This window comes from Devosia honganensis (assembly GCF_042648785.1).
In the GTDB taxonomy this organism is placed as follows: domain Bacteria; phylum Pseudomonadota; class Alphaproteobacteria; order Rhizobiales; family Devosiaceae; genus Devosia; species Devosia honganensis.
This window is the reverse complement of the sequence record NZ_JBHRYD010000001.1, coordinates 1,168,734-1,193,296: the sequence shown is the minus strand read 5'-3', so window position 1 is coordinate 1,193,296 and position 24,563 is coordinate 1,168,734. Positions and strand designations below refer to the sequence as shown.

Below are 24,563 nucleotides of genomic sequence, written 5' to 3'. Positions count from 1 at the left end.
TGCCACCCTGATCCACCTGGCAGTCCTGATCAGGTGTGCCGGTGCTGACGCCAATGGCGCTATCGTTTGGTCCTGGGATTTACGGTCCGTGTAAAGGAGGATTGCGCGACCGCCTATTGTTCCGGGATCGAAATTCCCCGTTCTTGTGTCGGAGAACCGCAAGACGATGACGAGCGGCCCAGGGAGACGATTTTGACATCTGTAGCTTTGGTGACGGGAGCGGCGGGAGGCATCGGGGCGGCGGCCGCCAGGCGGCTCGGGCGGGACGGGTTTGCCCTGGCAATTCACGATATCGACCCCGGGCGCGCCGGTGCGCTGGCCGACGAACTGGCCGCCGCCGGCGTCAGCGCCAGGCCCTATGTCGGGGACATCTCCGATGCCGCCTGCCTGCGCGCGCTGGCCGGCGAGATCGAGGAAGGGTTCGGCCCCATCGACCTGCTGGTCAACAATGCCGGCATCGGCGGGGACCGCGGCGGGATCGAAACGACGACGCCGGAGAGTCTCGAGCGGATGCTGGCCGTTCACGTCGCCGGACCGGTTTTCCTTACCCAGGCGGTGGTTGCGCATATGAAGATCAGGCGCCGGGGCCGCATCGTCATGATGTCTTCGACGCGGGGCGTCGCCGGCGCTCCCTATGGCGTCGCCTATAATGCGGCCAAGGGCGCCATCGTCAGCATCACCAAGGGCTGGGCGAAGGAGTTCGCCCCCTGGGGCATCACGGTCAATGCCGTGGCCCCCGGCTATGTCCGCACCGCCATGGCCGGCGCCGACGACGCGGCCGTCCGGGCCGGAAAAATCGCCGCTGTGCCCCTCGGACGCGAGGCCGACGCCGACGAGATCGCCGCGTGCATCGCGTTCCTGGCCGGGAAGGATGCCGGCTATCTCACCGGGCAGATCGTCGGGGTCAATGGCGGGTTGGTTATCTAGAAACCGGAGGCGAAACCGCATGGACAACACCCGGACCCGACTCGCCGACGAGGTTCGCCGGCTCCGCGGCTATTGGCATCCCTTCCATCAGGGCCTGCTGGAGCTGTCGCCCGACTATCTCGACGCCTATCTGCGGTTCCAGAACGCACCCGCCGAAGCGGGCAATCTCGAGCCCAAGCTGTGCGAATTCATCTATATCGCGGTCGATGGCGCCGTCAGCCACCTCTATGCCAGCGGCGCGGCGCGGCACATCCAGATGGCGCTGGAAAAGGGGGCGACGAAGGAAGAAGTGCTGGAAGTGATCCAGCTCACCACGCTTTCGGCGCATCTGACGCTGGAGACCGGCATGCCGGCGCTGCTCGCGGAAATGCAGTCGGCGGGGCAGTCCGCCGATATCGAGCTGGCGGCCGAACAGCAGGCCCGGAAGGAAAAGTTCATGGCGCTGACCGGTTATTGGCCGGAAGGAGCGGATGCCATGTTCCGCTATGCGCCGCGCTTCATCGACGCCTATTTGCGCTATGCCGAAATTCCCTATCGGGACGGGCCCTTGCCCCGCAAGGTCAAGGAGTTCGTCCGCATCGCCGTATGCGCCACGCCCGCCGGGCCGCAGCCCGAAAGCCTGCGCCGCCATATCGGCCTGGCCCTGCGCCATGGCGCCACGCCCGAGGAAATCGCCGATGTGCTGCAACTGAGCAGCGCCATCGCCATCCACACCTGCACCGCCACCATCCCCGCGCTGGTTGAAGCTGCCGGGCGGAAATAGCGCCATCTTTGCAGAAACAGCAAAGATGTTTGCCGCCGATTGCGCGTTGAGCCCGCTCGCGCGCTGTCCTTAGGTTCGTTACAGAATGCCGGTCGGCGTTCCCATAAGGAGGAGTTTCATGTCCATTCGTTTCCCAGCCGCGCTCGCGACGCTCGGCATGCTGTTGGTCGCGCCGGCCATCGCCCAGGACGCGCAAAGCTATCCCGAGCGCCCCGTCACCATCATCGTGCCCTATAATCCGGGCGGTTCCACCGATGCCGGCGCCCGCCTCATCGGCCAGTCCCTGAGCGAGCAGCTCGGCCAGCCTTTCGTGGTGGAAAACAAGCCCGGCGCGTCCGGCATCATCGGCACGGATTTCGTCGCCAAGTCCGATCCGGACGGGCAGACGGTGCTGGTGCACACATCCGCCATCGGCATCCATGCGGCGTTCAACGACAACCTGCCCTACGACACCAAGGACGATCTGCGCGCCGTCTCCATCATCGCCGGCGGCCCCTTCGTGCTGGTGGCCAATCCGCAATTGCCGGTCGAGAGCGTGCAGGAGCTGGTCGACTACGCCAAGGCGCATCCGGGCGAGCTCAATTTCGGCTCGGCGGGCGTGGGCGGCTCGGGCCACCTGATCGGCGAGCGCTTCAAGGCCTCCACCGGGATCGACATGGTCCACATCGCCTATGCCGGCGGCGGGCCCTCGCAGGTCGGCCTGATGGCCAATGAAGTGCAGATCGTCTTCGATACGCTGACCTCGATCCCGCTGATCAAGGAAGGCAAGCTCAAGGCCCTGGCCGTGACCTCCCAGGAGCGCTGGCCCGATCTGCCGGACGTTCCCACCATCGCCGAGGCCGGCTTCCCCGATGCCAGCGTCATGATCTGGATCGGCGCCTTCGTCCCCGAGGCGACGCCGGACGCGATCGTCGACAAGCTCAGCGCCGCCATCGCCGCCGCCGGTGCCGATGCCACCATCAGCGAGCGCCTGTTCGCCGTGGGCATGAACCCGGTGGGCAATACGCCCGAAGAGGCCGAGGCGACGCTCGATGCCGATATCGAGGGCTGGGAAGCGCTCGCGGCCACCGGCCTCACCATCAACTGATCCCTTCCTCCCCCGGCGAGGGCGGTTGCCGCCCTCGCCACCCCAGGCGGAAACCCATGTCCCAGAAATTGAGAATAGTGGTCGAAGCGGTCCCGCACGGGCCGTGGTCCGGCCTTGCCGACCATATCGAGGCGACGGGCGCCGAGGTGCTGGCCGTCTCCGGCGATGAAGGACCGATCGAGTTTCCCGCCGGCTGGGTCCCGGACGGTCTCGTCACCGTTCCCGCCCAGCACCAGCGCGCCCGGTTCGACCAGATCGACCTCGACCGCTGGGACACGGCGGCGCAGGAAGAGCTCGATCGGCGGTTCCATATCGCCCAGGCGGTGGCGCGCCGCATGCTCGAGGGCGATGGCGGCAGCCTCGTCCATCTGGTCGCGGCCGAGGGCCTGCCCGGACTGGCCGGAGCGGGCAGCGCCGCGAGCCTGTCCTATGCGGTGGCGGGCCTGTCGCGCGGCATCGCGCTCGACCTGCGCGACAGGGTGCGGTCCAATGTCATCGTGGCGGAGCCCGATGCGGCGGGCCTCGTGGCGGCAGTGACGCTGGCGCTCCATCTCTGCGGCGCGCAGGGGCGCGGCGTGAGCGGCCAGATCGCCGCGATCGATGCCGAAAATCTGCGGCTGTTCTCGCAATCGCGGCCCGTGCGGATCGCGCATCGCGACGGCGGCTGGGACGAAGCGAGCCTTGCCGCCCAGATCGGGCGCTGGGCGTCCTGCCTGCCGCGTCTCGAAGACATGGAAGGCGTGACGCAATGACGGCGCAGCCATCCACTCTCGAGGGCAAGGTCGCCATCGTCACCGGCGGGGGCGGCGGCATCGGCCGCGCCGTCTGCCGGCACATGGCGCGGCTCGGCGCGCACATCGTCGTCAACGATCTGGGCGTTTCCGTCGCCGGGGACAGCGAAGCGGCCAAGGCCGCCGACGTGGTGGTCGAAACCATTCGCGCCGAAGGCGGCGAGGCCGTCGCCAATACGCTCAGCGTCACCGAAAGAGCGTCGGGCCGGGCCATGGTCGAACAGGCCATGGACGTCTTCGGGCGCCTCGACATCGTCATCAACAATGCCGGCATCATCCGCATGGGCGCGTTCGACGAGGCTGCCGAAAGCGACTGGCAGGGCGTGCTGCGCACCAATCTCTACGGGGCGGTCTATCTCAGCCACGCCGCCGCGCAGGTGTTCGTGCGGCAGCGGAGCGGCGCCTTCGTGCATATGTCCTCGGCGGGCGGGCTGATCGGCAGCACCGGGCAGACCAATTACGGCGCCGCCAAGCTCGGCATTGTCGGGCTGTCGCAGACGCTGGCGCGGGATCTGGGGCCGCTGGGCATCCGCTCCAACTGCATGGTGCCCTCAAGCACCAGCCGCATGACCGAACTGACCGACAATGCGCGCAGGCATCTGATGACGCCGGAGGCGCTGGACAATCTGCGCCGCGCCCGGCAGGCCTCGGTGCCCGACCATATGGCCCCGGTCATCGCCTTTCTGGGCAGCGACGCGGCCGCCGGCGTCAACGGCCAGATCATCGGGGCGCGCGGCAGCGAGCTTTACCTTTACGGCCATCCCGCGCCCAGGCGCGACCTGTCGAGCCGCAATGGCTGGTCGCCCGGCTGGCTCGCGGACAATCTGGCCGCCGCCTGGGAGCCGTTCCTGACCCCGCTCGAAGTCATCACCGATGTCTTCCGCTGGGCCCCGGCGCCCGGCTCGGCTCCATCCGATTCCTAAATCAGCAAGAGAGGCAGAAATGGCCACGGGAAATTTCGTCACCGATCTGGACAAGGGCGACGTGCTCGGACCGGTCGAATATACGCTCAGCTCCTTCGTCATCCGCGAATATGCCCATATCGTGGAGATGCACCAGGAGTGCTTCCAGGGCGCCGACGACCTGATCATGCCGCCCACGCTGATCCATCTGGACAAGCTGCGGCTCTATAATGCCGCCTGCCCCGCCGGCACCGGTCCCACCGCCCGCATCCACTACGAATATGACGCCGAGGTCTTCGCGCCGGCGCGCGTCGGGGACCGGCTGAGCGTCGTCGGGCGCATCCTCGACCGCTTCCTCAAGAAGGGCCGCGAATATGTGCTGCTCGAAATGGAGCTGACCAATGTGGCCACGGGGCAATTGCTGCTGCGCTACCGCGATCAGGTGATCCTGGCCTATTCCCCCAAGTCCGACGCCGCCTAAGGAGTATCCGTCATGTCCCCCATCCTTGAAGCCGGCACCGAGTTCCGCACCCGTCCTCGCGCCATGACGCGCGAGCGCATGCGCTGGTATGTCGATGGCCAGCCCACCATCGCCGCCGATGACGGCCGCGTGCATACCCAGCCGCCCACCATCCATGACGACGACGACTATGCCCGCTCCCAGGGCCTGCCCGGCATCATCGCCGACGGCATGATCTCGACCAACTGGATCCAGGGGCTGCTGGTGGACGTGTTCGGGCCGCAATTCGCCTGCCGCAGCCGCCTCACCACCAAATATATCGCGCCGATCTACGAGAACATGCAGGTCATCGCCTGCGCCAGGGTCAGCAAAGTGATCAGCAACGAGGCCGGCAAGGTCGTCCACCATCTCGAGGTCTGGTGCGAGGACGACAAGGGCAAGAAGCTCACCGTCGGCTCCGCCATGGTCGAGGCCGCCTGAGTTCGACCAATGAGGGGGCGGCAGGTTCGCTCCGTCCCCTTACCGGCTTGGCGGGACGCAGACCCGGTCCAGTCGCCCTCCGATATCTCCCCAGCCGCCGCGAGCTGAATTGCCGGGACCAGCCGGCAATGACGAAGGAAACCCTCTCCCGATCCTTGCCCGCTCAATCCCTGTCGCGCAGGGGCGCGAGGAGAGCGGCGACATCGCCGCGGCGGAAGCCCCAGCCGGCACGATTGGCCGCCAGCTCGACCATGGCCTCCACCCGCCTGTTCTCCATCAGGGCGGCCTGGAACAGCGGGCCGCCCCTGGACTTGGAAAAGCCGTAGCCATTGGTCAGCACCACGTCGATATCCTCCGCCGAGCGGGCAATGCCCTCCTCGACGATCAGCGCCGCCTCGTTGACGATGGCGCCCAGGATCGCGTCCGCGATGGTCCTGGCGTCGGGAGCCGGACGGCCGTGCCGGGCGGCATTGGCCCGGACCAGCCCGGTGACCACGTCGGACGGCCGGGGGCCGCCCTTGTCGTCGTAATCGTACCAGCCGGCATTGGTTTTTCGGCCCAGCCGGCCCAGTTCGCACACCGCGTCGGGCAGGGTGACGTAGCGCTCGCGCGGATCGCGGCTGGCCGCCTTGCTCCGCCGCAGCCGCCAGGCGATGTCGAGCCCGGAAATGTCGGAGACGGCGAAAAGGCCCATGGCAAAGCCGAGGCCGGTGGCGGCCGCGTCGATCTCCTGGGGCAGCGCCCCGTCGTCGAGGGCATATTCGCACTGGGCCCGGTAGCGGGCATAGATGCGGTTGCCGATGAAGCCTTCGCCCGGCCGGGCCAGCACCGGCAGCTTGCCGATCCGCTTGGCGAGGGCGAAGGCGGTCGCCAGCACCGGCGCCGCCGTCGCCTCGCATTGCACGATCTCGAGCAGCTTCATGCGCGGGACGGGAGCGAAGAAATGCAGGCCCAGGAAATTTTCCGGCCGCCCGCTGGCCGCGGCCAGGGCCTCGATATCGAGATAGGAGGTGTTGGTGGCCAGGATCGCCCCGTCCTTCAGCACGTCGCCGAGCCGCGAAATCACCCCGGTCTTGATCTCCATGTCCTCGAAGACCGCCTCGATCACCAGATCGGCTCCGCCCAGCCGCTCCACCTCGGGGCCGCTGTCCAGCCCCGACAGGCGTTCGGCGGCGCTGGAGCCGGCGAGCTTGCCCAGCCTTTCCAGATCGGCCAGCGTGCTGCCGATGGCCTGGCGGGCGCGGTCCAGCGCCGCCGCGTCGCTGTCCACCAGCGTCACCGGCAGGCCGGCGGCGAGCAGCACCGCGGCGATGCCGGCACCCATCGTGCCGGCGCCGACCACGCCGGCGCTCCCGATGGATCGCGGCGCATCGGCGACCGGCGGCTTGGCGGCGGCCCTTTCGGCAAAGAAATTATAGCGCAGGGCGGTAGCTTCCTCCCCCACCCGCAGGCGCTGGAAGGCGGCGCGTTCGAGACGCAGCGCCTCCTCGACCGGCGTGGTTTCGATCAGCCGCACGGCGGCAATGGCCTCCTTGACGCATTCGCGCCCGCGCCCCCTGGCGAGGGCGGCAGCGGCGGCGGCCTCGATCTCGTCGGGACCGGCCGGCGGCGGCGTCAGGCGGGCGGCGAGACGCTTGCCCCGCCCCGCAAGGAAGGCGATGGCGTCGCCGACGAGGTCCTCGCCGGCCAGCGCGTCAATCATGCCGAGTTCCAGCGCCTCGGAGGCGGGCACGCGGCGGGAGGACGCGATGATCTCGATGCCGCGCGGCAGGCCGACAAGGCGCGGCAGGCGCTGGGTGCCGCCGGCGCCGGGGATCATGCCCAACCCCACCTCGGGCAGGCCGACCGTGGCGCCGGGGGCGGCGATGCGCCAGTCGCAGGCCAGCGCCAGTTCGTAGCCGCCGCCCAGCGCCGCGCCATGGATGGCGGCGATCACCGGAACGGGACAGGCCTCGATCGCGGCCAGCACCTCGGGCAGTTCGGGCGGGGGCAGGGCCTTGCCGAATTCCTTGATGTCGGACCCCACTATGAAAGTCCTGCCGGCGCCGGCGACGACGACGCAGGAGGCCTCGGCGCCGACCTGCCGCAAGGCGGCCATCAGCCCCTGGCGCACCGCCGCCGAGCTGGCATTGACCGGAGGATTGTCGATGATTATCACGGCGGCGTCGCCCCGGCGATCCAGCCATACGGCCGGGCTCGTGGGGATGGCGGCGGCTGAATATCGAATTTCGGTCACGGGCGGCCTCGCGGCGGAATGGCAGGATGTGCCAATGCTGTAGCGTGTTTGCCCGCGGCTTTATTTTGCAAATCCTGCAAAGATCGTTTGTGGCGTTTTGCAGTTTTTCTGCGGCCCGTGACCTGCACGATAGGCGGAACGGCTCACAGCAGCCGGTCAACACGGTCCATGCCGATCATGGACGAGAGGGAGGCACCGTTGAGCGCGATGGTCGTTTCGCCCCGGTCCGAGCGGATCGGTGGCCTGGTCATTCTTCTGATCGGACTGGGCATTGCCGGCCAGTCCTTCTCCTATCCCCTGGGCAGCCTCAACAATATGGGCCCGGGCTTCTTCCCGCTGATCGCCGGCCTGGCCATGGCGCTGCTGGGCGGGCTGGTGTTCTGGAAGGTTCCGGATGCGGGCCAGCCCATGGAGGGCGGACGGCTCTCGCTGCGCCCGGCCCTGTTCGTCTTCGCCGGCCTCCTGGCCTGGGCGCTGCTGCTGCGGCCGGCCGGGCTGATCCTGGCGACGGTGGCCATGGCGCTGCTGGCCGCCTTCGCCTATCCGCGCCCGAACCCGGTCCGCATCGCCATCACCGTCGTGATCTTGCCGGTCCTGGGCTGGCTCCTGTTCATCTACGGCCTGGGCATGCCCATGCGTGCCTTCCCCTGGTAAGTTAGGACAGCCATCATGGATTATCTGTCGGCCATTCAGTTGGGCTTTGCCACCGCGCTGCAATGGGACAACCTGCTGTTCTGCCTCGTCGGCGTGGCGCTGGGAACCGTGGTGGGGCTGCTGCCGGGCATCGGCGCGCTGTCCACCATTTCCATGCTGCTGCCGCTCACCTTCTACATGGAGCCGACCACGGCCATCATCATGCTGGCGGGCGTGTTCTACGGCGCGCAATATGGCGGCTCCATCGCCTCCATCCTGCTCAACATCCCCGGCACGGCGACCAATGCCATCACCTGTCTCGACGGCTATCCGCTGGCCAAGCAGGGCCGGGCCGGGGTGGCGCTGGCGGTCACCACGCTGTCCTCCTTCGTGGGCGGGTCCTTCGCCATTCTGGTGCTGATGCTGCTGGGCCCGCTGCTGGCCGAAGTGGCGCTGGCCTTCGGCGCGCCCGAATATACCGCCATCATGGTCTTCGGGCTCATCGCCGCATCGACATTGTCGGGCGGCTCCATGCTCAAGGGCCTCGCCATGGTCGTCGCCGGCGTCGCCCTGGGCAGCGTCGGCATCGACATGAATACCGGCGTGCAGCGCTTCCAGTTCGGCATGCCCGAGCTCTCGGACGGGCTCAGCATCGTGGCGCTGGCCATGGGCCTGTTCGGCGTCGCCGAGATCCTGGTCAACCTGATGCGCAGCGACGGCAGCCCCTTCAAGGTGCACGAGGTCACCCTGCGCTCGCTGATCCCGACCCGCAAGGACGTCAAGGAAAGCACCATGCCCACCGTGCGCGGCACGCTGATCGGCACCGTGCTGGGCGTTCTGCCGGGCACCGGCGCGACCATCGCCTCGTTCATGGCCTATGCCACCGAGAAGCGGGTCTCGCGCACCCCGGGCATTTTCGGCAAGGGCGCCATGGCGGGCATCGCCGCGCCCGAAGCCTCCAACAACGCCGCCGTACAATCGGCCTTCATCCCCACCCTCAGCCTGGGCATTCCGGGCGACGCGGTGATGGCGGTGATGCTGGGCGCGCTGATGATCCATGGCATCGCGCCCGGGCCGGGCCTCGTCAACCAGCATCCGGAACTGTTCTGGGGCCTCATCGCCAGCTTCTGGATCGGCAATGTGATCCTGCTGGTGCTGAACCTGCCCTTTATCGGGCTGTTCGTGCGCATCCTCAAGATTCCCTATGACGCGCTCTACGTAGCCATGCTGTTCTTCATCTGCGTGGGGGTGTTTTCCATCCAGAACAGCGTCTTCGACATCTTCGTGGTCATCGCCTTCGGCATTGTGGGCGTGTTCATGATCCTGGGCGGCTATCCGGCGGCGCCCCTCCTGCTCGGCTTCATTCTGGGACCGATGATCGAGGAGAACATGCGAAGGGCGCTGCTGATCTCGCGCGGCTCGTTCGAGGTCTTCGTGTCCACCCCGGTTTCGGCCACCTTCATCGTGCTGAGCGTGCTGACGCTGATTGCGACGGCGGGCCTGCCCCTGCTAAGACGGGGCATCAGGAAGGCGACCAGCGACGTCACCGTCGAGAACGAGGGATAGAAGTGAAGGACAAAGCCGTTCAAACGCCATCGGGGCAGGGTGAACGGCGCAATGTGCAGGACCTGCCCAGCCTGCGCGACATGGAATTGTTCGTCATCGTGGTGCAGGCCGGCAGCTTTTCGGCCGCCGGCCGCCGCGTTGGGCTCTCCCCCGCCTCGGTGTCGCGCTATATCAACGCGCTCGAGGACCGGCTCGGGGTACGCCTGCTCAACCGCACCAGCCGGAAATTGTCGCTGAGCGACATGGGCGCCATCTTCTTCCAGCGCGCCGAGCGCATCCTCAACGACGTGCGCGAAACCCAGATCGAGGTGACCCAGGAACATGTGCGCCCGCAAGGGACGCTGCACGTGCATTCGCGCATGCTGGTGGGGCTGCAATATATCGCCCCGGCCCTGCCGGCCTTTCTGGCGCAATATCCCGAGATCACCGTCGACCTGACGCTCTCCAACGACGATGTCGACATCATCGAGCACAATATCGACGTCGATATCCGCATCGGCCAACTGGCCGATTCCTCGCTGATCGCCCGCAAGCTGGTGGATAGCGAGCGCGTTTTGTGCGCGACGCCCGATTACCTCGCCAGCCGCCCGCCCATTACCGAACCCCGCGACCTGCTCGAGCATAATTGCCTGGCCTATCGCATCAATCTGGGCGGGGTGACCTGGCGGTTCCTGGCGGCGGACGGGCAGTTGATCGAGGTGCCGGTGACCGGCTCCATGCGCACCAATAGCGGTCCGGCCCTGCATATCGCCATGATGGAGGGGCTGGGCATCTCGCTCATGCCGGACTGGGCGGTGGCGCGCGAGCTGGCGGCGGGGCGGCTGGTCCGGCTCCTGCCGCAATACCGGATCAGCTTCACCTCCTTCGAGAACGCGGTCTATGCGGTCTATTCCCCGACCCGGCACCTGCCGGTCAAGGCCCGGGTGTTCATCGACTATCTGGCAAGGCACTTCCAGTCGGTACGCGTCTGAGGCGGACCGGCCCTTCGCCGACCGGCGGCGCCTTTTCATTTTCTGCAACAATTCTGCGCGCTTTATGCCCGTTATCGCCATGATGTGGCGATGCTAGCTCTTGGGGACGTCCGGGCCGGTGATGCGCCGGACGCCATCGGGAGTTCGGGTGTGTCGGTAAAAGTTCTGGGCGGAATCAAGGTGCTCGATTTTTCGCGTGTGTTCGCCGGTCCGGCGGCCACGCAGGTGCTGGGCGACATGGGCGCCGACATCCTCAAGATCGAGCCGCCCGGGGGCGACGAGGCGCGCTATTACGGGATGACCCGGGAGCGGCTGGAAAAATTCGGCGGCACCAGCCCCTCCTTCCTCGCCCTCAACCGCAACAAGCGCAGCATGGAAATCGACCTGCGCCATGAGGACGGCAAGGCCATCGCCCGCAAGCTGGCCGCCGGCGTCGACGTGGTGGTGCACAATTACCGCCCCGGCGTCATGGAGCGGCTGGGGCTGGGCTATGAGGCGCTGGCGGAGCATAATCCCCGGCTGATCTATGCCGAATTCTCCGCCTATGGCCGTCAGGGCCCGCTCTCGCATGTGGGGGCCAACGATCTGGCCCTGCAGGCCCATAGCGGCCTCATCAGCATCACCGGCGAGCCCGGCCGGTCGCCGGTGCGGTGCGGCTCGGCCATCGTCGACCTGCATGGCAGCCTGGCGCTGGTGGCAGGCATTCTGGGGGCGATCATCCATCGCGGCCAGACCGGCAGGGGCCAGCGCGTCGAGGCCTCGCTCATGCTCAGCGCCGCCCATCTGATGAGCTATTTCTATACCGAATACTGGATGGACGGCACCATGCACCAGCCCATGGGCACCGCCAACCATCTCAGCGTGCCCAACCAGGCCTTCCCCGCCGCCGATGGCGAGGTGGTCATCATCGCCTCGACCGACGAGATGTGGCAGCGCTTCGCCCATGCCATGGGGCCGGAAACGCTCGATATTCCCGAATTTTCCCACGTCTTCGCGCGGCGGCAGAACCGGGTGACGCTGGTGGAGGCGGTCTCGGCCATCACCCGCACCAAGACCTGCGCCCAGATCATCGACATCCTGGGCAAGGCCAAGGTGGTGGTCGCCAAGATCAACACGATCGGCGAGGCCGCCGACAATCCCCAGCTCGTCGCCGCCAATGGCCGCATCGACCTGCAGGTGGGCGAGCACAGCGTGGGCAGCGTCGCCTCGCCCTTCCAGCTCGAGGCGGTGGACATGAATAGCGCCACGACGCCGCCCGCCCTGGGCCACCACACCGACGATATCCTGGCCGAGTTCGGTTTTTCGCGTGACGAGATCGATAGCTTCCGCCAGTCTGGGGCTTTCGGCAAGGCCAAAGCGACCATGGATGCCTGACGCCCCGCAAGACCGTCCGCTCGTCTGCGTCGTCCTCGACGACTATCAGGACGCGGCCGCCGCCGCCGCGCCCTGGGAGCGCCTCGCCCCGCGCGTCGCGGTCAGCTTCGAGCGCCGCCATATCGGCCGCCGCGACGCCCTCGTCGAGCGGCTGGGCGATGCCGACATCGTCGTCGCCAATCGGGAGCGCACCCGGTTCGACGCCGCGCTATTGGCCAGCCTGCCGCGCCTCAAACTGCTGGTGACCACCGGCATGGGCAATGCCGCCATCGACATGGCGGCGGCGCGGGCGCGCAATATCGAGGTGCGCGGCACCGGCAGCGCCGGCGAGCCCACGGTGGAGCTGGCCTGGGCGCTGATCCTGGGGCTCGCCCGCCGGCTCGTGCCCGAAGCCAATGGATTGCGGGAAGGCCGCTGGCAATCCTCGCTCGGCTTCGGCCTCAAGGGCCGAACGCTCGGCCTGGTGGGGCTGGGTCGGGTCGGCACCGGCGTTGCCGCGGTGGGCCGGGCCCTGGGCATGGAGGTTCTCGCCTGGTCGCCCAATCTCACCCCGGAGCGCGCCCTGGCCGCCGGCGCGCGGCGCAGCTCCGGCCTCGAGGCCCTTTTCGCCGCAGCGGACATCGTCTCGCTGCACGCCCCGCTCACCGAAAGCAGCAAAGGGCTGGTCGACGCGCCCCTGCTCGCGCGGATGCGGCCCGGCGCCTATCTGGTCAATACCGCGCGGGCGGGTCTGGTGGACGAAGCCGCCCTGCTGGAGGCCCTGCGGAGCGGCCGTCTCGCCGGGGCCGCGCTCGATGTCTTCTGGGAAGAGCCGCTGCCCGCCGTCCATCCGCTGCTCGCCCTGCCCAATGTGCTGGCGACGCCACATCTGGGCTATGTGACCGACCACAATTACGCGCGCTATTTCAGCGACGCAGTGGAGAATATCGAGGCCTGGCTCGCGGGGCGGCCGATCCGCGTCCTCAACTGATTGTTTCGAAGCGGAAGACGCCCTCGTCATCGACATGCCGGCGCAGCCGGCCGCGATGCCAGAGGTGATTGGCGAGGCCGAGCGCCATGCCCGGGAGCAATTCGGCGAATCGCCGCCCCGCCTGTTCGGAAAAAACCAGTCCCACCATCTCCAGGGGCGACTTCGCCCCCGCCAGCCCAGCATGCAACCGCCCCAGCCGCTGCTCATGCCGGCGCCGCAGCGCCTCCGCCTGCGCACCAAGGCCGCGAAAGGGCGCCCCATGGCCCGGCAGCACCAGCAGGCTGTCGGGCAACACCAGCAGGCCCTCGAGAAAGACCAGGTAATCGGCAAGGGGATCGGCTTCGGGGGCGTCGGCCCAGACGGAAATATGCGGCCCCGCCCCGGCCAGCACCTGGTCGCCGGCCAGGAACAGGCTCCGGTCCGCCGCCAGCAGGCATGCCGCGCGGACGGAATGGCCCCCGCCCAGCACCACCTGCCAGTCCATGCCGCCCAGACGGAGCTCCATGCCCGCTTCGAGGGGCGTGAAGTCCTGTGGAAACGGGTCGAGGGCGGAATAGTCGATGGGCGATGCCGTGGCGGCAACGGCGGAAGCAATGCCCAACCGGCGGCGAAAGGCCTGCAAGCCCGCCCGTCCCGCTTCCGGCGCCGTGCCGATGGTTCGCGAGAGCCGGTCGTGCTCCTGCCTGGTCATCAGCAGCGGCACGCCGTGGCGGCGCATCAGGGCCGGGACCTGCCCGGCATGGTCGCGGTGCATATGGGTGCAGAGGATGGCCTCGACACCCGCCACCTCGCCCGCCGTCTCGCTTTGCGCCCAGAGCGCCGCGGTCTCGGCGCCCGGCATGCCGGTATCGACGATGAGCTGCGTGCCCTTTTCGCCCAAGATCCAGGCATTGACCGGGGCGAAGCGGTGCATGGGGCAGACGAGGCGCCTGACCGCGGGAGCGACATGATCGATCGGGGAAGGGATCACGGGGGAAAGGCCTTGACGATATCGGCGCCAAGATAAGCTTTTCGCGCGTCCCGGCAAGCCGTCATGCCGCGCAGCACCTTTGCAGGCCGGCCGGCGCAACCCCGCCCATCCCCCCGGATTCTTGCACAGCATATGCGCAAATCTTCCCGTTTTCGCAGCAATTTCCGCACGATAGAGTGCGGCGAAAAAGGAGCGCGGCATGAGCGATCAGGAATTTGATTTCGTCGTCTGCGGCGGCGGTTCGGCGGGGTGCGTGCTGGCCAACCGCCTCTCGGAGAACGGCAAATATACCGTCGCTTTGCTCGAGGCGGGCGGCAAGGACGACTGGATTTGGTTCCACATTCCGGTGGGCTATCTCTTCGCCATCGGCAATCCGCGTTCCGACTGGCTGTTCCGCACCGAGGGCACGCCGGGGCTCAACGGGCGGGAGCTCGCCTATCCGCGCGGCAAGGTGCTGGGCGGCTCTTCGGCCATCAATGCCATGATCTATATGCGCGGCCAGGCCGCCGATTACGACCGCTGGCGCGATATGGGGCTCGACGGCTGGGGCTGGGACGACGTGCTGCCGGTGTTCAAGCGGCACGAGGACAATTGGCGCGGGGCGGGACCGCTTCACGGCGCCGGCGGCGAATGGCGCATCGAGCAGCCGCGCCTGCGCTGGCGGGTGCTCGATTCCTTCATCGAGGCCGCCGAAAGCGCCGGCATTCCGCGCAGCGAGGATTTCAACACCGGCAGCAACGAGGGCTGCGGCTATTTCGACGTCAACCAGAAGCGCGGCCGCCGCTGGAGCGCGGCGCGCGGCTTCCTGCGCCCGGCGCTGGGGCGCCCCAATCTGACGGTGATGACCGATGTGCTGGTCGACCGGGTGCTGACGGAAGCGGGCAGGGCGCGCGGCGTCGGCATATTGCGGGGCGGCGTCCCCGGCACCATCCGGGCGCGGCGCGAGGTCATCCTCTCGGCGGGCGCGGTGGCCAGCCCCGCCATTCTGGAGCGCTCCGGCATCGGCGACGGGGGACGCCTGCAGAGCCTGGGGATCGCGGTGGTGCGGGACCTGCCCGGCGTCGGCGCCAATCTGCAGGATCATCTGCAGCTACGCCCCATCTACAAGGTCGCGAACGTCCCCACCATGAACATGCTCTACCGCTCGCTGCTGCGGCGCGGCATGATGGGGCTGGAATACCTGCTGCTGCGGCGCGGCGCGCTCACCATGGCGCCGTCGCAATTGGGGGCGTTCACCCGGTCTTCGGACCGGCACGCGACGCCCAATCTCCAGTTCCACGTCCAGCCGCTCTCGCTCGACAAGTTCGGCGACGCCATGCACGGCTTTCCCGCCATCACGGTCAGCGTCTGCAATCTGCGGCCGACGAGCCGCGGCAGCGTCCATATCCGCTCGCGGGACGCGCGGGACGCGCCCGCCATCGCGCCCAACTACCTCGCCTCCGAGGAGGACCGGCTGGTGGCGGCGGAATCGATCCGGTGCGCTCGCCGGATCATGCACCAGCCCGCCATGGCCGGATACCGGCCCGAGGAATTCCGGCCCGGCGCGCATCTGGAGAGCGACGCCGATCTGGCCAGGGTCGCCGGAGATATCGGCACCACCATCTTCCACCCCGTGGGCACGGCCCGGATGGGCGCCGCCGCCGATCCGCTGGCGGTGCTCGACAAGGACCTGCGGGTCTTCGGGGTCGAGGGGCTGCGCGTCGCCGATGCCTCCGCCATGCCCTTCATCACCTCGGGCAATACCAATTCGCCCACCATCATGATCGCCGAGAAGGCCTCCGCCGCCATTCTCCAGCATGCCGGAGCCAACTGACATGGCCGAAGCCTATATCTGCGCCTATCGTCGCACGCCCATCGGCCGCTTCGGCGGGGCGCTCTCTTCCGTGCGCCCCGACGATCTGGGCGCGGTGCCGCTCAAGGCGCTGCTGTCGGAACATGCCGGCCTCGATTGGGACGCGGTCGACGACGTGATCTTCGGCAATGCCAATCAGGCCGGCGAGGACAACCGCAACGTCGCCCGCATGAGCCTGCTGCTGGCGGGCCTGCCGGTCGGCATCCCGGGCACCACCATCAACCGGCTCTGCGGCTCGGGCATGGATGCGGTGCTGATCGCGGCGCGGGCGATCCGGGCGGGCGAGGCCGAGCTGGTGATCGCGGGGGGCACCGAATCCATGTCGCGCGCGCCCTTCGTGCTGCCCAAGGCCGAAACGGCGTTTTCCCGCACGGCGGAGATCCATGACACCACCATTGGCTGGCGCTTCGTCAATCCGCTGCTCGAAGCCCGATATGGCGTCGAATCCATGCCCGAGACCGGCGAGATCGTGGCGCGGGAATTCGGCGTCGGCCGCGACGCCCAGGACGCCTTCGCCGCGCGCAGCCAGGAAAAGGCCGCGGCGGCGCAGCGGAACGGGCGCCTCGCCCGCGAGATCGTGCCGGTCGCCGTTCCGCAGCGGCGAGGCGAGCCGATCACCATCGATACCGACGAGCATCCGCGTCACGGCACGACGCCGGAGACGCTGGGCAGGCTCCGGCCGCTCTTTGCCGGCGGCACGGTGACGGCGGGCAATGCCTCGGGCGTCAATGACGGCGCAGCGGCGCTGATCGTCGCCTCGGAAGCGGCGGCGAAACGGCACGGGCTGACGCCCATCGCCCGCATATTGGGCGGCGCCGTCGCCGGCGTGCCGCCCCGCATCATGGGCATGGGCCCGGCCCCGGCCAGCCGCAAGCTGTTGGCGCGGCTCGGCCTGACGCCAGCCGATTTCGGGGTGATCGAGCTCAACGAGGCCTTCGCCAGCCAGGGCATCGCGGTGCTGCGGGAGCTGGGGATCGAGGAGGGCGACCCGCGGGTCAACCCTAATGGCGGGGCCATTGCCCTTGGCCATCCGCTGGGCATGAGCGGCGCGCGGATCACCGGCACCGCCGCCCTCGAGCTGGGTCTTTCCGGCGCCCGGCGGGCGCTGGCCACCATGTGCATCGGGGTCGGCCAGGGCATCGCCATCGCGCTGGAGCGGGTCTGATCCGCGCCGCCGGCGATGGCGGCCCTCCCACGGGAAGACGACGATCCTGGAAAGAAGCCCCCTGATCGATCGTCCGACCCCTCAGGCCCCGGCCTTCCGCGCCCAGGCCAGGTCGAGCGCCACGTCGAGGATCATGTCCTCCTGGCCGCCCACCATCTTGCGGCGGCCCAGCTCGAGCAGGATGGAGCGGGCGTCGAGGTCGTGTTCGGCGGCGGCGATTTCGGCGTGGCGGAGGAACGAGGAATAGACGCCGGCTCGCCCCAGCGACAGGGTTTCCCGGTCGACGCGCACCGGGCGCTGCTGGAGCGGGCGCACCAGGTCGTCGGCCGCGTCCATCAGCGCGAACAGCTCGCAGCCGTGATCGAGGCCCATGCTGTCGGCGACTGCAACGAACGCCTCGAGCGGGGCGTTGCCGGCCCCGGCCCCCATGCCCGCCAGCGAGGCATCGACCCGGACCGCGCCCTCTTCCACCGCCACGATGGCATTGGCGACGCCCAGCGACAGGTTGTGATGGGTGTGGATGCCCACCTGCGTCTCGGCCTCGAGCACCTGGCGCAGTTGGCGCACCCGCTCGCGCGTGCCCTCCATGGTCAGCGCGCCGGCCGAATCGGTCACATAGACGCAATTGGCGCCGTAGGATTCCATCAGCCGCGCCTGCTCGGCCAGCGCCCCGGGCTCGAGCATATGCGCCATCATCAGGAAGCCGCTGACGTCCATGCCCATGGCGCGGGCATGGGCGATATGCTGGGCCGACACGTCGGCTTCCGAGCAATGCGTCGCCACCCGCACCGATTTCACCCCCAGCTTATGGACGCGCTCCAGGTCCTCGATGTCGCCGATGCCGGGGATGAGCAGCGTCGTCAGCACGGCCGAGCGGAGCTCGGCGGCCACCGCGCCGATCCATTCGTCGTCGCTGTGCCGGCCGAAGCCGTAATTGAAGCTGGAGCCCGAAAGGCCGTCGCCATGCGCCACCTCGATGGCATCGACGCCGGCGGCGTCGAGCGCCCGGGCGATGCGGGTCACCGTCTCGAGGCTCATCTGGTGCAGCACCGGATGCATCCCGTCGCGCAGGGTCACGTCCTGGATATAAAGACGATTGGTCATGTCGGCCTCACAATGCCCGGGAGTGATCTTCCGCCGTGCGCAGGGCGGCGGCGGTCATGATGTCCAGATTGCCGGCATAGGCCGGCAGGTAGTGGGCCGCGCCCTCGACCTCGAGCAGCACCGTCACCTTTAGCCCCTCCTCGCCCGGCGCGACGCCCGGCACCAGCGCGGCACGGGCGGCGGCGTAGCGCTCGAACTGCACCGCCTGCTTGAGCCGGTAGCCGGGCACGTAGGACTGCACCCGGGCCACCATGGCGGCGATCGAGGCGCGCAGCGCCGCCTCGTCCTCGCCCAATGCGAAGGCATGGACCGTGTCGCGCATGATCAGCGGCGGCTCGGCCGGATTGAGGATGATGATGGCCTTGCCCCTCTCGGCGCCGCCCACGCTCTCTATGGCGCGCGCCGTGGTCTGGGTGAACTCGTCGATATTGGCGCGCGTGCCGGGGCCGGCCGAGCGCGAGGCGATGGAAGCGACGATCTCGGCATAGGGGACGCGGGCGACCTGCGCGATGGCGGCGACGATGGGGATGGTCGCCTGGCCGCCGCAGGTGACCATGTTGACGTTGGCGGCGCCCCTGTGGCCGCTTCCATTGACTGCCGGCACGACGAAGGGGCCGATGGCGGCGGGCGTGAGGTCGATGGCGAGCTTGCCGTCCGCGCGCAGGATTTCCGCATGCTGCAGATGCGCCCGGGCCGAGGTCGCGTCGAAGACGATGTCGATATCCCCGTAATCGGGCAGGCGGCGCAGCCCCTCGATGCCCTCGCTGGTGGTGCGCACCCCCAGGCGGGCGGCCCGGGCGAGGCCGTCCGACTGCGGATCGACCCCGACCAGCGCGGCCATCTCCAGCGCGCCATTGGTGCTGCGCAGGATCTTGATCATCAGGTCGGTGCCGATATTGCCCGAGCCGATGATCGCCACTTTTCTTGCCATGCCCCGTGCCTTTCCGGAAAAATGCGAAAATTGCAGCGCCCGGCGCTCAGGCCGGCGCCGCCGCCATGTTGCCGAACGTCTTCACCTTGGGCTCGAGCGCCAGGCGGACCATGAGCACGTCATGGGAGAATTCGATCATGTTGACCCCGAAGCCGACGCATTGGCGGGCCAGTTCGTCGTCGAGCCCCACGCCGAACATCATGTGCTTGCCCGCCGCCCGCGCCGCCCGCGCGGTGGCGATCAGCGCCTTCCTGGTTTCCGCGGCGATCTCGGCCGGCGCGCGCGCGCCCAGCGACAGCCCGAAATCCCCGGGGCCGAACAGCACGAAGTCGAAGCCCGGCACCGCCATGATGGCGTCCAGCTCGGGGATGGCCTCGATGCTCTCGATCATGATGCCGACCAGCAATTCGCGATTGGAATAGTCCACCCATTCGGCGGAACCGCGCCGGCCCCATTCCCCGGCCAGCGACAGCGGCCCGAGACCCCGGCTGCCCAAAGGCGGGAAGCGGGCGGCATCGACCACTCTTGCGGCATCGGCGGGGTCGCGCACATTGGGCACGACCACCCCGCCGGCGCCGATCTCGAAGGCCTTGCGCGGCAGATAGGGATCGTCGCGATCGAGCCGGATGATCGGCACCACCCCCGCCAGCAGCGCCGCCCGCACCATGTGGTCCATGGAATCGTCGCGGCGCCAGGCATGCTCGGAATCGATGCGCACGAAATCGACCCCGCTATGGGCGACCGCCTCCACGATATTGGGCGAATAGGAATAGATCGCCGAGCCGGTGACGCAGAGGCCGGCTTCGAGTTTCTGTCGCAGTTTGTTGGGCGATCGCAAGGGCATGGTTCTTCCTGGATGGGGGAGGGCGGGGACCTAGGGGCCGGCGGCCACGGAGGTCAGCAAATGGTAAAATTGCCCGGCGATGCGATGATCGAAGGCATCGGCATGGGCCAGATAGATGGCGCGCCCGCCCGGATAATCGACGATGGGCGCGGCGAACAATTGCCCGGCCTCGAGTTCCTGGCGCACCGCCACGGTGGTGTAGACGGCCTGGCCCAGCCCGTTGATGACGGCATTCTTGAGGGCGGTGTGCCCGTCGATCTCGAGCACCACCCGGAGCGAGATGCCGCGCCGCGCGGTCTCCTGCTCGAGCAGCCGGCGGGTGGGATGCTCCATCGTGGTCAGCACCAGGTCGAGCTCGCCCAGTTCGGCGAAGCGATAGCTCGGCTTGAGCGGCCGGTTGGAGAGGACGACCATGGGCTCGCTGGCGAGGGGCCGCTCGAAGCGGCTGAACTCGACGTCGAGCGTGGTGGCGATATCGAGTTCGCCCCCGGCCACCAGCCGGTTCGCCTCCTCGTTGCGGACCTCCATGATGGTCAGCTTCAGGTCGGGAAAGCGCAGCCGGGCGAGCTTCATGATCTCCTCGCCGTAATTGGTCTGCCAGGAGGGCAGCAGCCCCAGCCGCACGATGCCGACCTGCCGGATCATGTCGGAATGCTCGCGCATGGCGAATTCGGCCACCGCCACCGCCTCGAGGACCTGCCGCGCATGGCCGGCCAGCACCTCGCCGGCCGGCGTCAGCCGCACGCCGCGCGGCAGCCGGTCGAACAGTTTCACGCCGGTCAGGCGCTCCAGTTCCGCCGTATGATGGCTGAGGGCCGGCTGGGCTATGTTGAGCTCGCGGGCGGCGGCGGCCATGGAGCCGCTGCGGGCCACCGCCAGGAAATATTTCAGGCGCCGAATGTCCAGCATCGTACCACTGATCGTTATGTCTGCTGGCTGATACATAGTTCGGCGCTCGATCCGATACGAGAAGGACTTTGCGGCGGGCGGGCGCCCGGCCGGGAAAGCCCGGTCTAGAGATCCCAGGTGCAGCCCTTGGCGCGCATGGCCGCGATGCGGTCGCTGAAGTCGACCTCGCCGCGCAGGAAGGCCTCGATCATGGCGGCTTCGGCGTCCTCGCGCGCCTGGCAGGCGGCGGCGAGCGCCTGCGGCTCCTTTCGGACCACCACCACGCCGTCGTCATCGCCCACGATGATGTCCCCGGGGGCGATCAGCTCGCCCCCCACGGTCACCGGATGGCCCACCGTGCCCAGCGTCTCCTTGGAGGTTCCCTTGATGGAGAGGCCCAGGGAGAAGACCGGGAAGCCGGACTGGCGCAGGCCGGCCCCGTCGCGTACGCCGGCATCGATCACCAGACCGGCGATGCCACGCCCCACGCAGGCGGCGGCCAGCACGTCGCCGAACCCGCCCTGCTCGGGATTGTTGCCGGCGCTGACCACGAGGATATCGCCCGGCTGCGCCCGGTTGATGGCCTCGAAGATCATCAGATTGTCCCCGATATGGCACTGGGCGGTGAGCGCCGGTCCGAAGACGTGGAGACCCTGGCGGACCGGCTTGATGCGGCCGTCCAGCGCCCCCAGCCGGCCCTGGGCCTCGTGGATGGTGGCGGTGGAATATTTGCCGATGGCGGCGATGTCGGCGGCGGCGGGGCGGGTGAAGGCGGTGATGACGTGCGGCATGTTTGAATCCTGTGCGAAGGGGTCAGCGGCGGCCGAACAGCCGGCCGACCCCGAAGATCAGGCCGATGACGCCGATATTGATGATGCAGAGCATGACGGAGAGCGCCGCCAGGACGCCGAAGGTGCCGGCCTCCCAGACGCTGAGAATGGCAAAGCCCACGACGGGATTGTTGGGGCCCGACAGCAGCGCCGCCGCCGACAGGTCGCCCATCATATGGACGAAGACGATGGCCATGCCCGAGAGGAAGCCGGGGATGGCGAGCGGCACGATCACCTTGCGGACCGTGCGTCCCTCCCCGGCCCCGGCGATGCTGGAGGCCTCGCGCAGGTCGCGGCCGATCTGGTTGACGGTGGCGCTGGCGGCGATGGCGCCGGGCGGCAGGTACATGACCACGAAGGCCATCAGCAGGATGGTGGTGGTGCCCGAAAGGAAGAACGGGGCGCCGGCAAAGGCCGACAGGAAGGCCACCGCCAGGATCATGTTGGGGATCGCCGCCGAGGACTTGATGGCCCCGTCCACCAGCGAGCTGAGCAGGCCGAAGCGGTTGATCGAGAAGATGGCGACCACGATGGCGATGACCATGGCGATCACCGCGCCGGTGCCGGACAGGAACAGGCTGTTGCCCAGCGAGCCGGAGACCAGCCGGTTGACGAACAGCGCCTGGTGGTAATTGCCGAAATTGAGCGCCAGCCAGTTGATCTTGGGCGTCCAGAAGGGCTGCAGGGAGACGATGAGCAGCGCGCCGATGGGCACGATGGAGGTCATGGCGAGATAGGCGAGCGAGCCGAGCCGGAACGGCCATTTCCAGCCCCCCAGGTCGATCACGCCAGTGCTGGTGGCCCGGCCGCCGACCGTGGCCGCCTTGCCGCTGCGCGTCATCCTGACCTCGATCCACCACAGCGCCAGCACCGCCAGCAGCATGATGATGCCCAGCGCCTGCGCCTCGGCCAGCTTGGGCGGGAAGTCGCGGTTGAGCAGGAACACGATCCGCGTGGTCAGCACGTCGATCTTGGCGGTGGTGGCAATGACGCTGGGGATCGAATAGACGCCCAGCGAGGTGATGGTGACCAGGAGGGCCGCCGAGATCAGCGCCGGGCGGATGGCCGGCAGCGACACGGTGCGCAGGATGCGCAGGGGAGCCGCGCCATTGATCCGCGCCGCCTCCTCCAGCGCCGGGTCGAGATTGCGCAGGGCGGCCGAGACGATCAGGTAGACATAGGGCACGGCGTTGATGGTGTAGACGAAGATCAGCCCGCCCCAGCTATAGATGTTCAGCTCCAGCCCGAAGGGCAGCAGCGCCAGCAGGCCGTTGAGGAAGCCCACCCGCGGCGCGCCCAGGAACACCCAGCCGATGGCGAGCGCCACATTGGGGATCAGCAGCGGGATGATCGGCAGCAGCGTGCCCAGCATGCCGATGCTGGCATTGGTGCGCACATTGCCCCAGGCCATGACCGCGCCGATGGCCAGGGCGAGGACCGTGCTGGAGCCGACGATGACGAAGGTGTTGAACAGGACCGGCGCCAGCCAGGGCTGGGTCAGCACCCCCAGGGCATCGGAGAACCCGCCGCCGGTGCCGCCGAAGGCCAGGCTGTGGACCATCCGCCCCAGCGGGTAGAACAGCAGCACGGCGATGAGCGCGGCGCATAGCAGGGTGAGCAGGGTGAACGGCCGCAGCCGCGCGACCAGGGCCGTCATGGCGCCGTCCCGGGCACGAGCACGACCTGCCGGTGGGCGATGGTGACGAACGCTTCGGCGCCGGCGGGGAAGGCCTCGAGCCGACTCTGATCCTGCACCCAGACGGTGGCGAGCACGCCCCCGCCCAGCTCGACCACCACCTCGGTATGGGCCCCGGAGAACATCTGGGTGACGACGCGGGCCGGCAGCGACGAATGCTCCGCCTGTTCGGAGGCGGCGTGGCTCAGCCGCAGGTTTTCCGGGCGCGTCACCACGCCCACCGACCGGCCGTTCGCCGCCTCGACATTGGCGAGCCCTTCGGGGGCGACGGCGATGCGCCCGAAGGCGCCCTCCACCATGGCGCCCTCGGGGCCGGTGGCGGCGATGGCGCCGGGCCAGATATTGGCGACGCCCACGAAGCGGGCGACATAGTCGCTGGGCGGGCGGTTATAGACGTTGCGCGGCGTATCGAGCGCGGCGACGACCCCGGCATCGAGCACGGCGACGCGATGGCCCAGCTCCATGGCCTCGGTCTGGTCATGGGTGACATAAAGCCCCGAAAAGCCCAGCGAGCGCTGCATGGATTGCAGCTCGAAGCGCAATTGCGCCCGGACCTGGGCGTCGACATTGGACAGGGGCTCATCGAACAGCACCACCGAGGAACCGCTCACCAGCGCCCGCGCCAGCGCCACGCGCTGCTGCTGGCCGCCGCTGATCTGGCTGGGATATTGCTGCTCGAGGCCGGCGACGCCCACCATGGCCAGCACCTTGCTGACCCGCGCGCCGATATCGCCGGCGGGGGCGCGGCGCGACTGGAGCGGATAGGCGACGTTCTGGGCCACCGTCATATGCGGCCAGAGCGCGTAGGACTGGAACACCATCGAGAGCTCGCGCTGCTCGGCGGGCAGGTAGATGCCCCGCTTGGCGGAGAAGACCACCTTGCCGTCGATGACGATCTCGCCCTCGTCCGGCCGCTCCAGCCCCGCCACGCAGCGCAGCAGCGTGGTCTTGCCGCAGCCGCTGGGCCCCAGCAGGACCACCAGTTCGTCGCCGGCGACCTCGAGGCTGATATCGTTGACCGGCGTGATGCTGGCCCCGCCTTCGCGGCGATAGCGCTTCACCAGATTGGTGATCTCGATACGGGGGGATTTTGCTGGCGCCGCAGCTATGACCATGACCGGCC

23 protein-coding genes are annotated in these 24,563 nt (G+C 68.5%); 14 read left to right on the top strand and 9 right to left on the bottom strand.

The genetic code is table 11. The annotated features are described in order from the left end of the window. The first annotated feature begins 192 nt into the window (after positions 1 to 192). From ACFOOL_RS05720 to ACFOOL_RS05690, 7 genes are all read left to right on the top strand, one after another. On the top strand, positions 193 to 927 hold the full coding sequence (locus tag ACFOOL_RS05720; RefSeq protein ID WP_380095696.1) for an SDR family NAD(P)-dependent oxidoreductase: 735 nt from the start codon (positions 193 to 195) through the stop codon (positions 925 to 927). A 19-nt stretch (positions 928 to 946) separates the two neighbouring features. Beyond that, on the top strand, positions 947 to 1,690 hold the full coding sequence (locus ACFOOL_RS05715) for a carboxymuconolactone decarboxylase family protein (RefSeq protein WP_380095694.1): 744 nt from the start codon (positions 947 to 949) through the stop codon (positions 1,688 to 1,690). Between the two features lie 118 nt (positions 1,691 to 1,808). Continuing rightward, positions 1,809 to 2,777 carry a Bug family tripartite tricarboxylate transporter substrate binding protein gene (locus ACFOOL_RS05710; protein ID WP_380095692.1) on the top strand — a complete coding sequence of 323 codons (969 nt, stop codon included), beginning with the start codon at positions 1,809 to 1,811 and terminating at the stop codon, positions 2,775 to 2,777. A 56-nt stretch (positions 2,778 to 2,833) separates the two neighbouring features. Then, positions 2,834 to 3,529 carry a hypothetical protein gene (locus tag ACFOOL_RS05705; protein WP_380095690.1) on the top strand — a complete coding sequence of 232 codons (696 nt, stop codon included), beginning with the start codon at positions 2,834 to 2,836 and terminating at the stop codon, positions 3,527 to 3,529. Then, positions 3,526 to 4,491, top strand: a complete 966-nt coding sequence (locus ACFOOL_RS05700; protein WP_380095688.1) for an SDR family NAD(P)-dependent oxidoreductase — start codon at positions 3,526 to 3,528, stop codon at positions 4,489 to 4,491. The genes ACFOOL_RS05705 and ACFOOL_RS05700 overlap by 4 nt, the downstream gene beginning before the upstream one ends. A 19-nt stretch (positions 4,492 to 4,510) precedes the next feature. Next, complete coding sequence (locus ACFOOL_RS05695) at positions 4,511 to 4,951, top strand: hypothetical protein (RefSeq protein WP_380095686.1); 441 nt, start codon at positions 4,511 to 4,513, stop codon at positions 4,949 to 4,951. 12 nt (positions 4,952 to 4,963) lie between these two features. After that, entirely contained in the window at positions 4,964 to 5,410 is a 447-nt protein-coding gene (locus tag ACFOOL_RS05690; protein WP_380095684.1) for a MaoC family dehydratase, read from the top strand. 163 nt (positions 5,411 to 5,573) lie between these two features. Here ACFOOL_RS05690 and ACFOOL_RS05685 read toward each other — a convergent pair whose 3' ends face one another. Then, positions 5,574 to 7,646 carry a 3-hydroxyacyl-CoA dehydrogenase NAD-binding domain-containing protein gene (locus ACFOOL_RS05685; RefSeq protein ID WP_380095682.1) on the bottom strand — a complete coding sequence of 691 codons (2,073 nt, stop codon included), beginning with the start codon at positions 7,644 to 7,646 and terminating at the stop codon, positions 5,574 to 5,576. Positions 7,647 to 7,853: 207 nt separating this feature from the next. On the opposite strand from ACFOOL_RS05685, the gene ACFOOL_RS05680 reads away from it, so the two are divergent. The 5 genes from ACFOOL_RS05680 to ACFOOL_RS05660 all read left to right on the top strand — a co-directional run bounded on the left by ACFOOL_RS05680 (position 7,854) and on the right by ACFOOL_RS05660 (position 13,160). Next, on the top strand, positions 7,854 to 8,300 hold the full coding sequence (locus ACFOOL_RS05680; protein ID WP_380095931.1) for a tripartite tricarboxylate transporter TctB family protein: 447 nt from the start codon (positions 7,854 to 7,856) through the stop codon (positions 8,298 to 8,300). Positions 8,301 to 8,315: 15 nt separating this feature from the next. Further along, on the top strand, positions 8,316 to 9,845 hold the full coding sequence (locus tag ACFOOL_RS05675) for a tripartite tricarboxylate transporter permease (RefSeq protein WP_380095680.1): 1,530 nt from the start codon (positions 8,316 to 8,318) through the stop codon (positions 9,843 to 9,845). 2 nt (positions 9,846 to 9,847) lie between these two features. Continuing rightward, positions 9,848 to 10,816 carry a LysR family transcriptional regulator gene (locus ACFOOL_RS05670; RefSeq protein ID WP_380095678.1) on the top strand — a complete coding sequence of 323 codons (969 nt, stop codon included), beginning with the start codon at positions 9,848 to 9,850 and terminating at the stop codon, positions 10,814 to 10,816. A gap of 150 nt (positions 10,817 to 10,966) precedes the next feature. Next, on the top strand, positions 10,967 to 12,190 hold the full coding sequence (locus ACFOOL_RS05665; protein ID WP_380095676.1) for a CaiB/BaiF CoA transferase family protein: 1,224 nt from the start codon (positions 10,967 to 10,969) through the stop codon (positions 12,188 to 12,190). Next, positions 12,183 to 13,160, top strand: coding sequence for a D-2-hydroxyacid dehydrogenase family protein (locus ACFOOL_RS05660; RefSeq protein ID WP_380095674.1), 978 nt, complete (start codon positions 12,183 to 12,185; stop codon positions 13,158 to 13,160). The genes ACFOOL_RS05665 and ACFOOL_RS05660 overlap by 8 nt, the downstream gene beginning before the upstream one ends. Here ACFOOL_RS05660 and ACFOOL_RS05655 read toward each other — a convergent pair. Further along, entirely contained in the window at positions 13,153 to 14,130 is a 978-nt protein-coding gene (locus ACFOOL_RS05655; RefSeq protein ID WP_380095672.1) for an MBL fold metallo-hydrolase, read from the bottom strand. The two genes, ACFOOL_RS05660 and ACFOOL_RS05655, sit on opposite strands and share 8 nt — an antisense overlap. A 199-nt stretch (positions 14,131 to 14,329) precedes the next feature. Here ACFOOL_RS05655 and ACFOOL_RS05650 point away from each other — a divergent pair, with 199 nt between their 5' ends. Together ACFOOL_RS05650 and pcaF are read left to right on the top strand one after the other, a co-directional pair. Beyond that, positions 14,330 to 15,943 (top strand): GMC family oxidoreductase, encoded by a 1,614-nt coding sequence (locus ACFOOL_RS05650; protein ID WP_380095670.1) that lies wholly within the window; start codon positions 14,330 to 14,332, stop codon positions 15,941 to 15,943. A 1-nt stretch (position 15,944) separates the two neighbouring features. Then, positions 15,945 to 17,147 (top strand): 3-oxoadipyl-CoA thiolase, encoded by a 1,203-nt coding sequence (gene pcaF / locus ACFOOL_RS05645; RefSeq protein ID WP_380095668.1) that lies wholly within the window; start codon positions 15,945 to 15,947, stop codon positions 17,145 to 17,147. Between the two features lie 81 nt (positions 17,148 to 17,228). On the opposite strand, the gene dmpG is transcribed toward pcaF, so the two are convergent. The 7 genes from dmpG to ACFOOL_RS05610 form a co-directional block, all read right to left on the bottom strand. Further along, positions 17,229 to 18,251 (bottom strand): 4-hydroxy-2-oxovalerate aldolase, encoded by a 1,023-nt coding sequence (gene dmpG, locus ACFOOL_RS05640; RefSeq protein WP_380095666.1) that lies wholly within the window; start codon positions 18,249 to 18,251, stop codon positions 17,229 to 17,231. Positions 18,252 to 18,258: 7 nt separating this feature from the next. Next, the gene (locus ACFOOL_RS05635) at positions 18,259 to 19,182 is read right to left on the bottom strand and encodes an acetaldehyde dehydrogenase (acetylating) (RefSeq protein ID WP_380095664.1); all 924 of its coding nucleotides are present in this window, start codon (positions 19,180 to 19,182) and stop codon (positions 18,259 to 18,261) included. 46 nt (positions 19,183 to 19,228) lie between these two features. Beyond that, positions 19,229 to 20,026, bottom strand: a complete 798-nt coding sequence (locus ACFOOL_RS05630) for an HpcH/HpaI aldolase family protein (RefSeq protein ID WP_380095662.1) — start codon at positions 20,024 to 20,026, stop codon at positions 19,229 to 19,231. A gap of 30 nt (positions 20,027 to 20,056) precedes the next feature. After that, positions 20,057 to 20,935 carry a LysR family transcriptional regulator gene (locus ACFOOL_RS05625; RefSeq protein ID WP_380095661.1) on the bottom strand — a complete coding sequence of 293 codons (879 nt, stop codon included), beginning with the start codon at positions 20,933 to 20,935 and terminating at the stop codon, positions 20,057 to 20,059. Between the two features lie 104 nt (positions 20,936 to 21,039). After that, on the bottom strand, positions 21,040 to 21,705 hold the full coding sequence (locus ACFOOL_RS05620) for a 4-carboxy-4-hydroxy-2-oxoadipate aldolase/oxaloacetate decarboxylase (protein WP_380095659.1): 666 nt from the start codon (positions 21,703 to 21,705) through the stop codon (positions 21,040 to 21,042). 22 nt (positions 21,706 to 21,727) lie between these two features. Further along, positions 21,728 to 23,401, bottom strand: a complete 1,674-nt coding sequence (locus tag ACFOOL_RS05615; protein WP_380095657.1) for an ABC transporter permease — start codon at positions 23,399 to 23,401, stop codon at positions 21,728 to 21,730. Continuing rightward, positions 23,398 to 24,555, bottom strand: a complete 1,158-nt coding sequence (locus ACFOOL_RS05610) for an ABC transporter ATP-binding protein (RefSeq protein WP_380095655.1) — start codon at positions 24,553 to 24,555, stop codon at positions 23,398 to 23,400. The genes ACFOOL_RS05615 and ACFOOL_RS05610 overlap by 4 nt, the downstream gene beginning before the upstream one ends. Positions 24,556 to 24,563: the final 8 nt, after the last annotated feature.

Coding starts and splice junctions, on each gene's coding strand:
- ACFOOL_RS05715 (WP_380095694.1), top strand. CDS start 947: ATGGACAACACCCGGACCCGACTCGCCGACGAGGTTCGCCGGCTCCGC.
- ACFOOL_RS05710 (WP_380095692.1), top strand. CDS start 1,809: ATGTCCATTCGTTTCCCAGCCGCGCTCGCGACGCTCGGCATGCTGTTG.
- ACFOOL_RS05705 (WP_380095690.1), top strand. CDS start 2,834: ATGTCCCAGAAATTGAGAATAGTGGTCGAAGCGGTCCCGCACGGGCCG.
- ACFOOL_RS05700 (WP_380095688.1), top strand. CDS start 3,526: ATGACGGCGCAGCCATCCACTCTCGAGGGCAAGGTCGCCATCGTCACC.
- ACFOOL_RS05695 (WP_380095686.1), top strand. CDS start 4,511: ATGGCCACGGGAAATTTCGTCACCGATCTGGACAAGGGCGACGTGCTC.
- ACFOOL_RS05690 (WP_380095684.1), top strand. CDS start 4,964: ATGTCCCCCATCCTTGAAGCCGGCACCGAGTTCCGCACCCGTCCTCGC.
- ACFOOL_RS05680 (WP_380095931.1), top strand. CDS start 7,854: ATGGTCGTTTCGCCCCGGTCCGAGCGGATCGGTGGCCTGGTCATTCTT.
- ACFOOL_RS05675 (WP_380095680.1), top strand. CDS start 8,316: ATGGATTATCTGTCGGCCATTCAGTTGGGCTTTGCCACCGCGCTGCAA.
- ACFOOL_RS05660 (WP_380095674.1), top strand. CDS start 12,183: ATGCCTGACGCCCCGCAAGACCGTCCGCTCGTCTGCGTCGTCCTCGAC.
- ACFOOL_RS05650 (WP_380095670.1), top strand. CDS start 14,330: ATGAGCGATCAGGAATTTGATTTCGTCGTCTGCGGCGGCGGTTCGGCG.
- pcaF (WP_380095668.1), top strand. CDS start 15,945: ATGGCCGAAGCCTATATCTGCGCCTATCGTCGCACGCCCATCGGCCGC.
- dmpG (WP_380095666.1), bottom strand. CDS start 18,251: ATGACCAATCGTCTTTATATCCAGGACGTGACCCTGCGCGACGGGATG.
- ACFOOL_RS05635 (WP_380095664.1), bottom strand. CDS start 19,182: ATGGCAAGAAAAGTGGCGATCATCGGCTCGGGCAATATCGGCACCGAC.
- ACFOOL_RS05630 (WP_380095662.1), bottom strand. CDS start 20,026: ATGCCCTTGCGATCGCCCAACAAACTGCGACAGAAACTCGAAGCCGGC.
- ACFOOL_RS05625 (WP_380095661.1), bottom strand. CDS start 20,935: ATGCTGGACATTCGGCGCCTGAAATATTTCCTGGCGGTGGCCCGCAGC.
- ACFOOL_RS05620 (WP_380095659.1), bottom strand. CDS start 21,705: ATGCCGCACGTCATCACCGCCTTCACCCGCCCCGCCGCCGCCGACATC.
- ACFOOL_RS05615 (WP_380095657.1), bottom strand. CDS start 23,401: ATGACGGCCCTGGTCGCGCGGCTGCGGCCGTTCACCCTGCTCACCCTG.
- ACFOOL_RS05610 (WP_380095655.1), bottom strand. CDS start 24,555: ATGGTCATAGCTGCGGCGCCAGCAAAATCCCCCCGTATCGAGATCACC.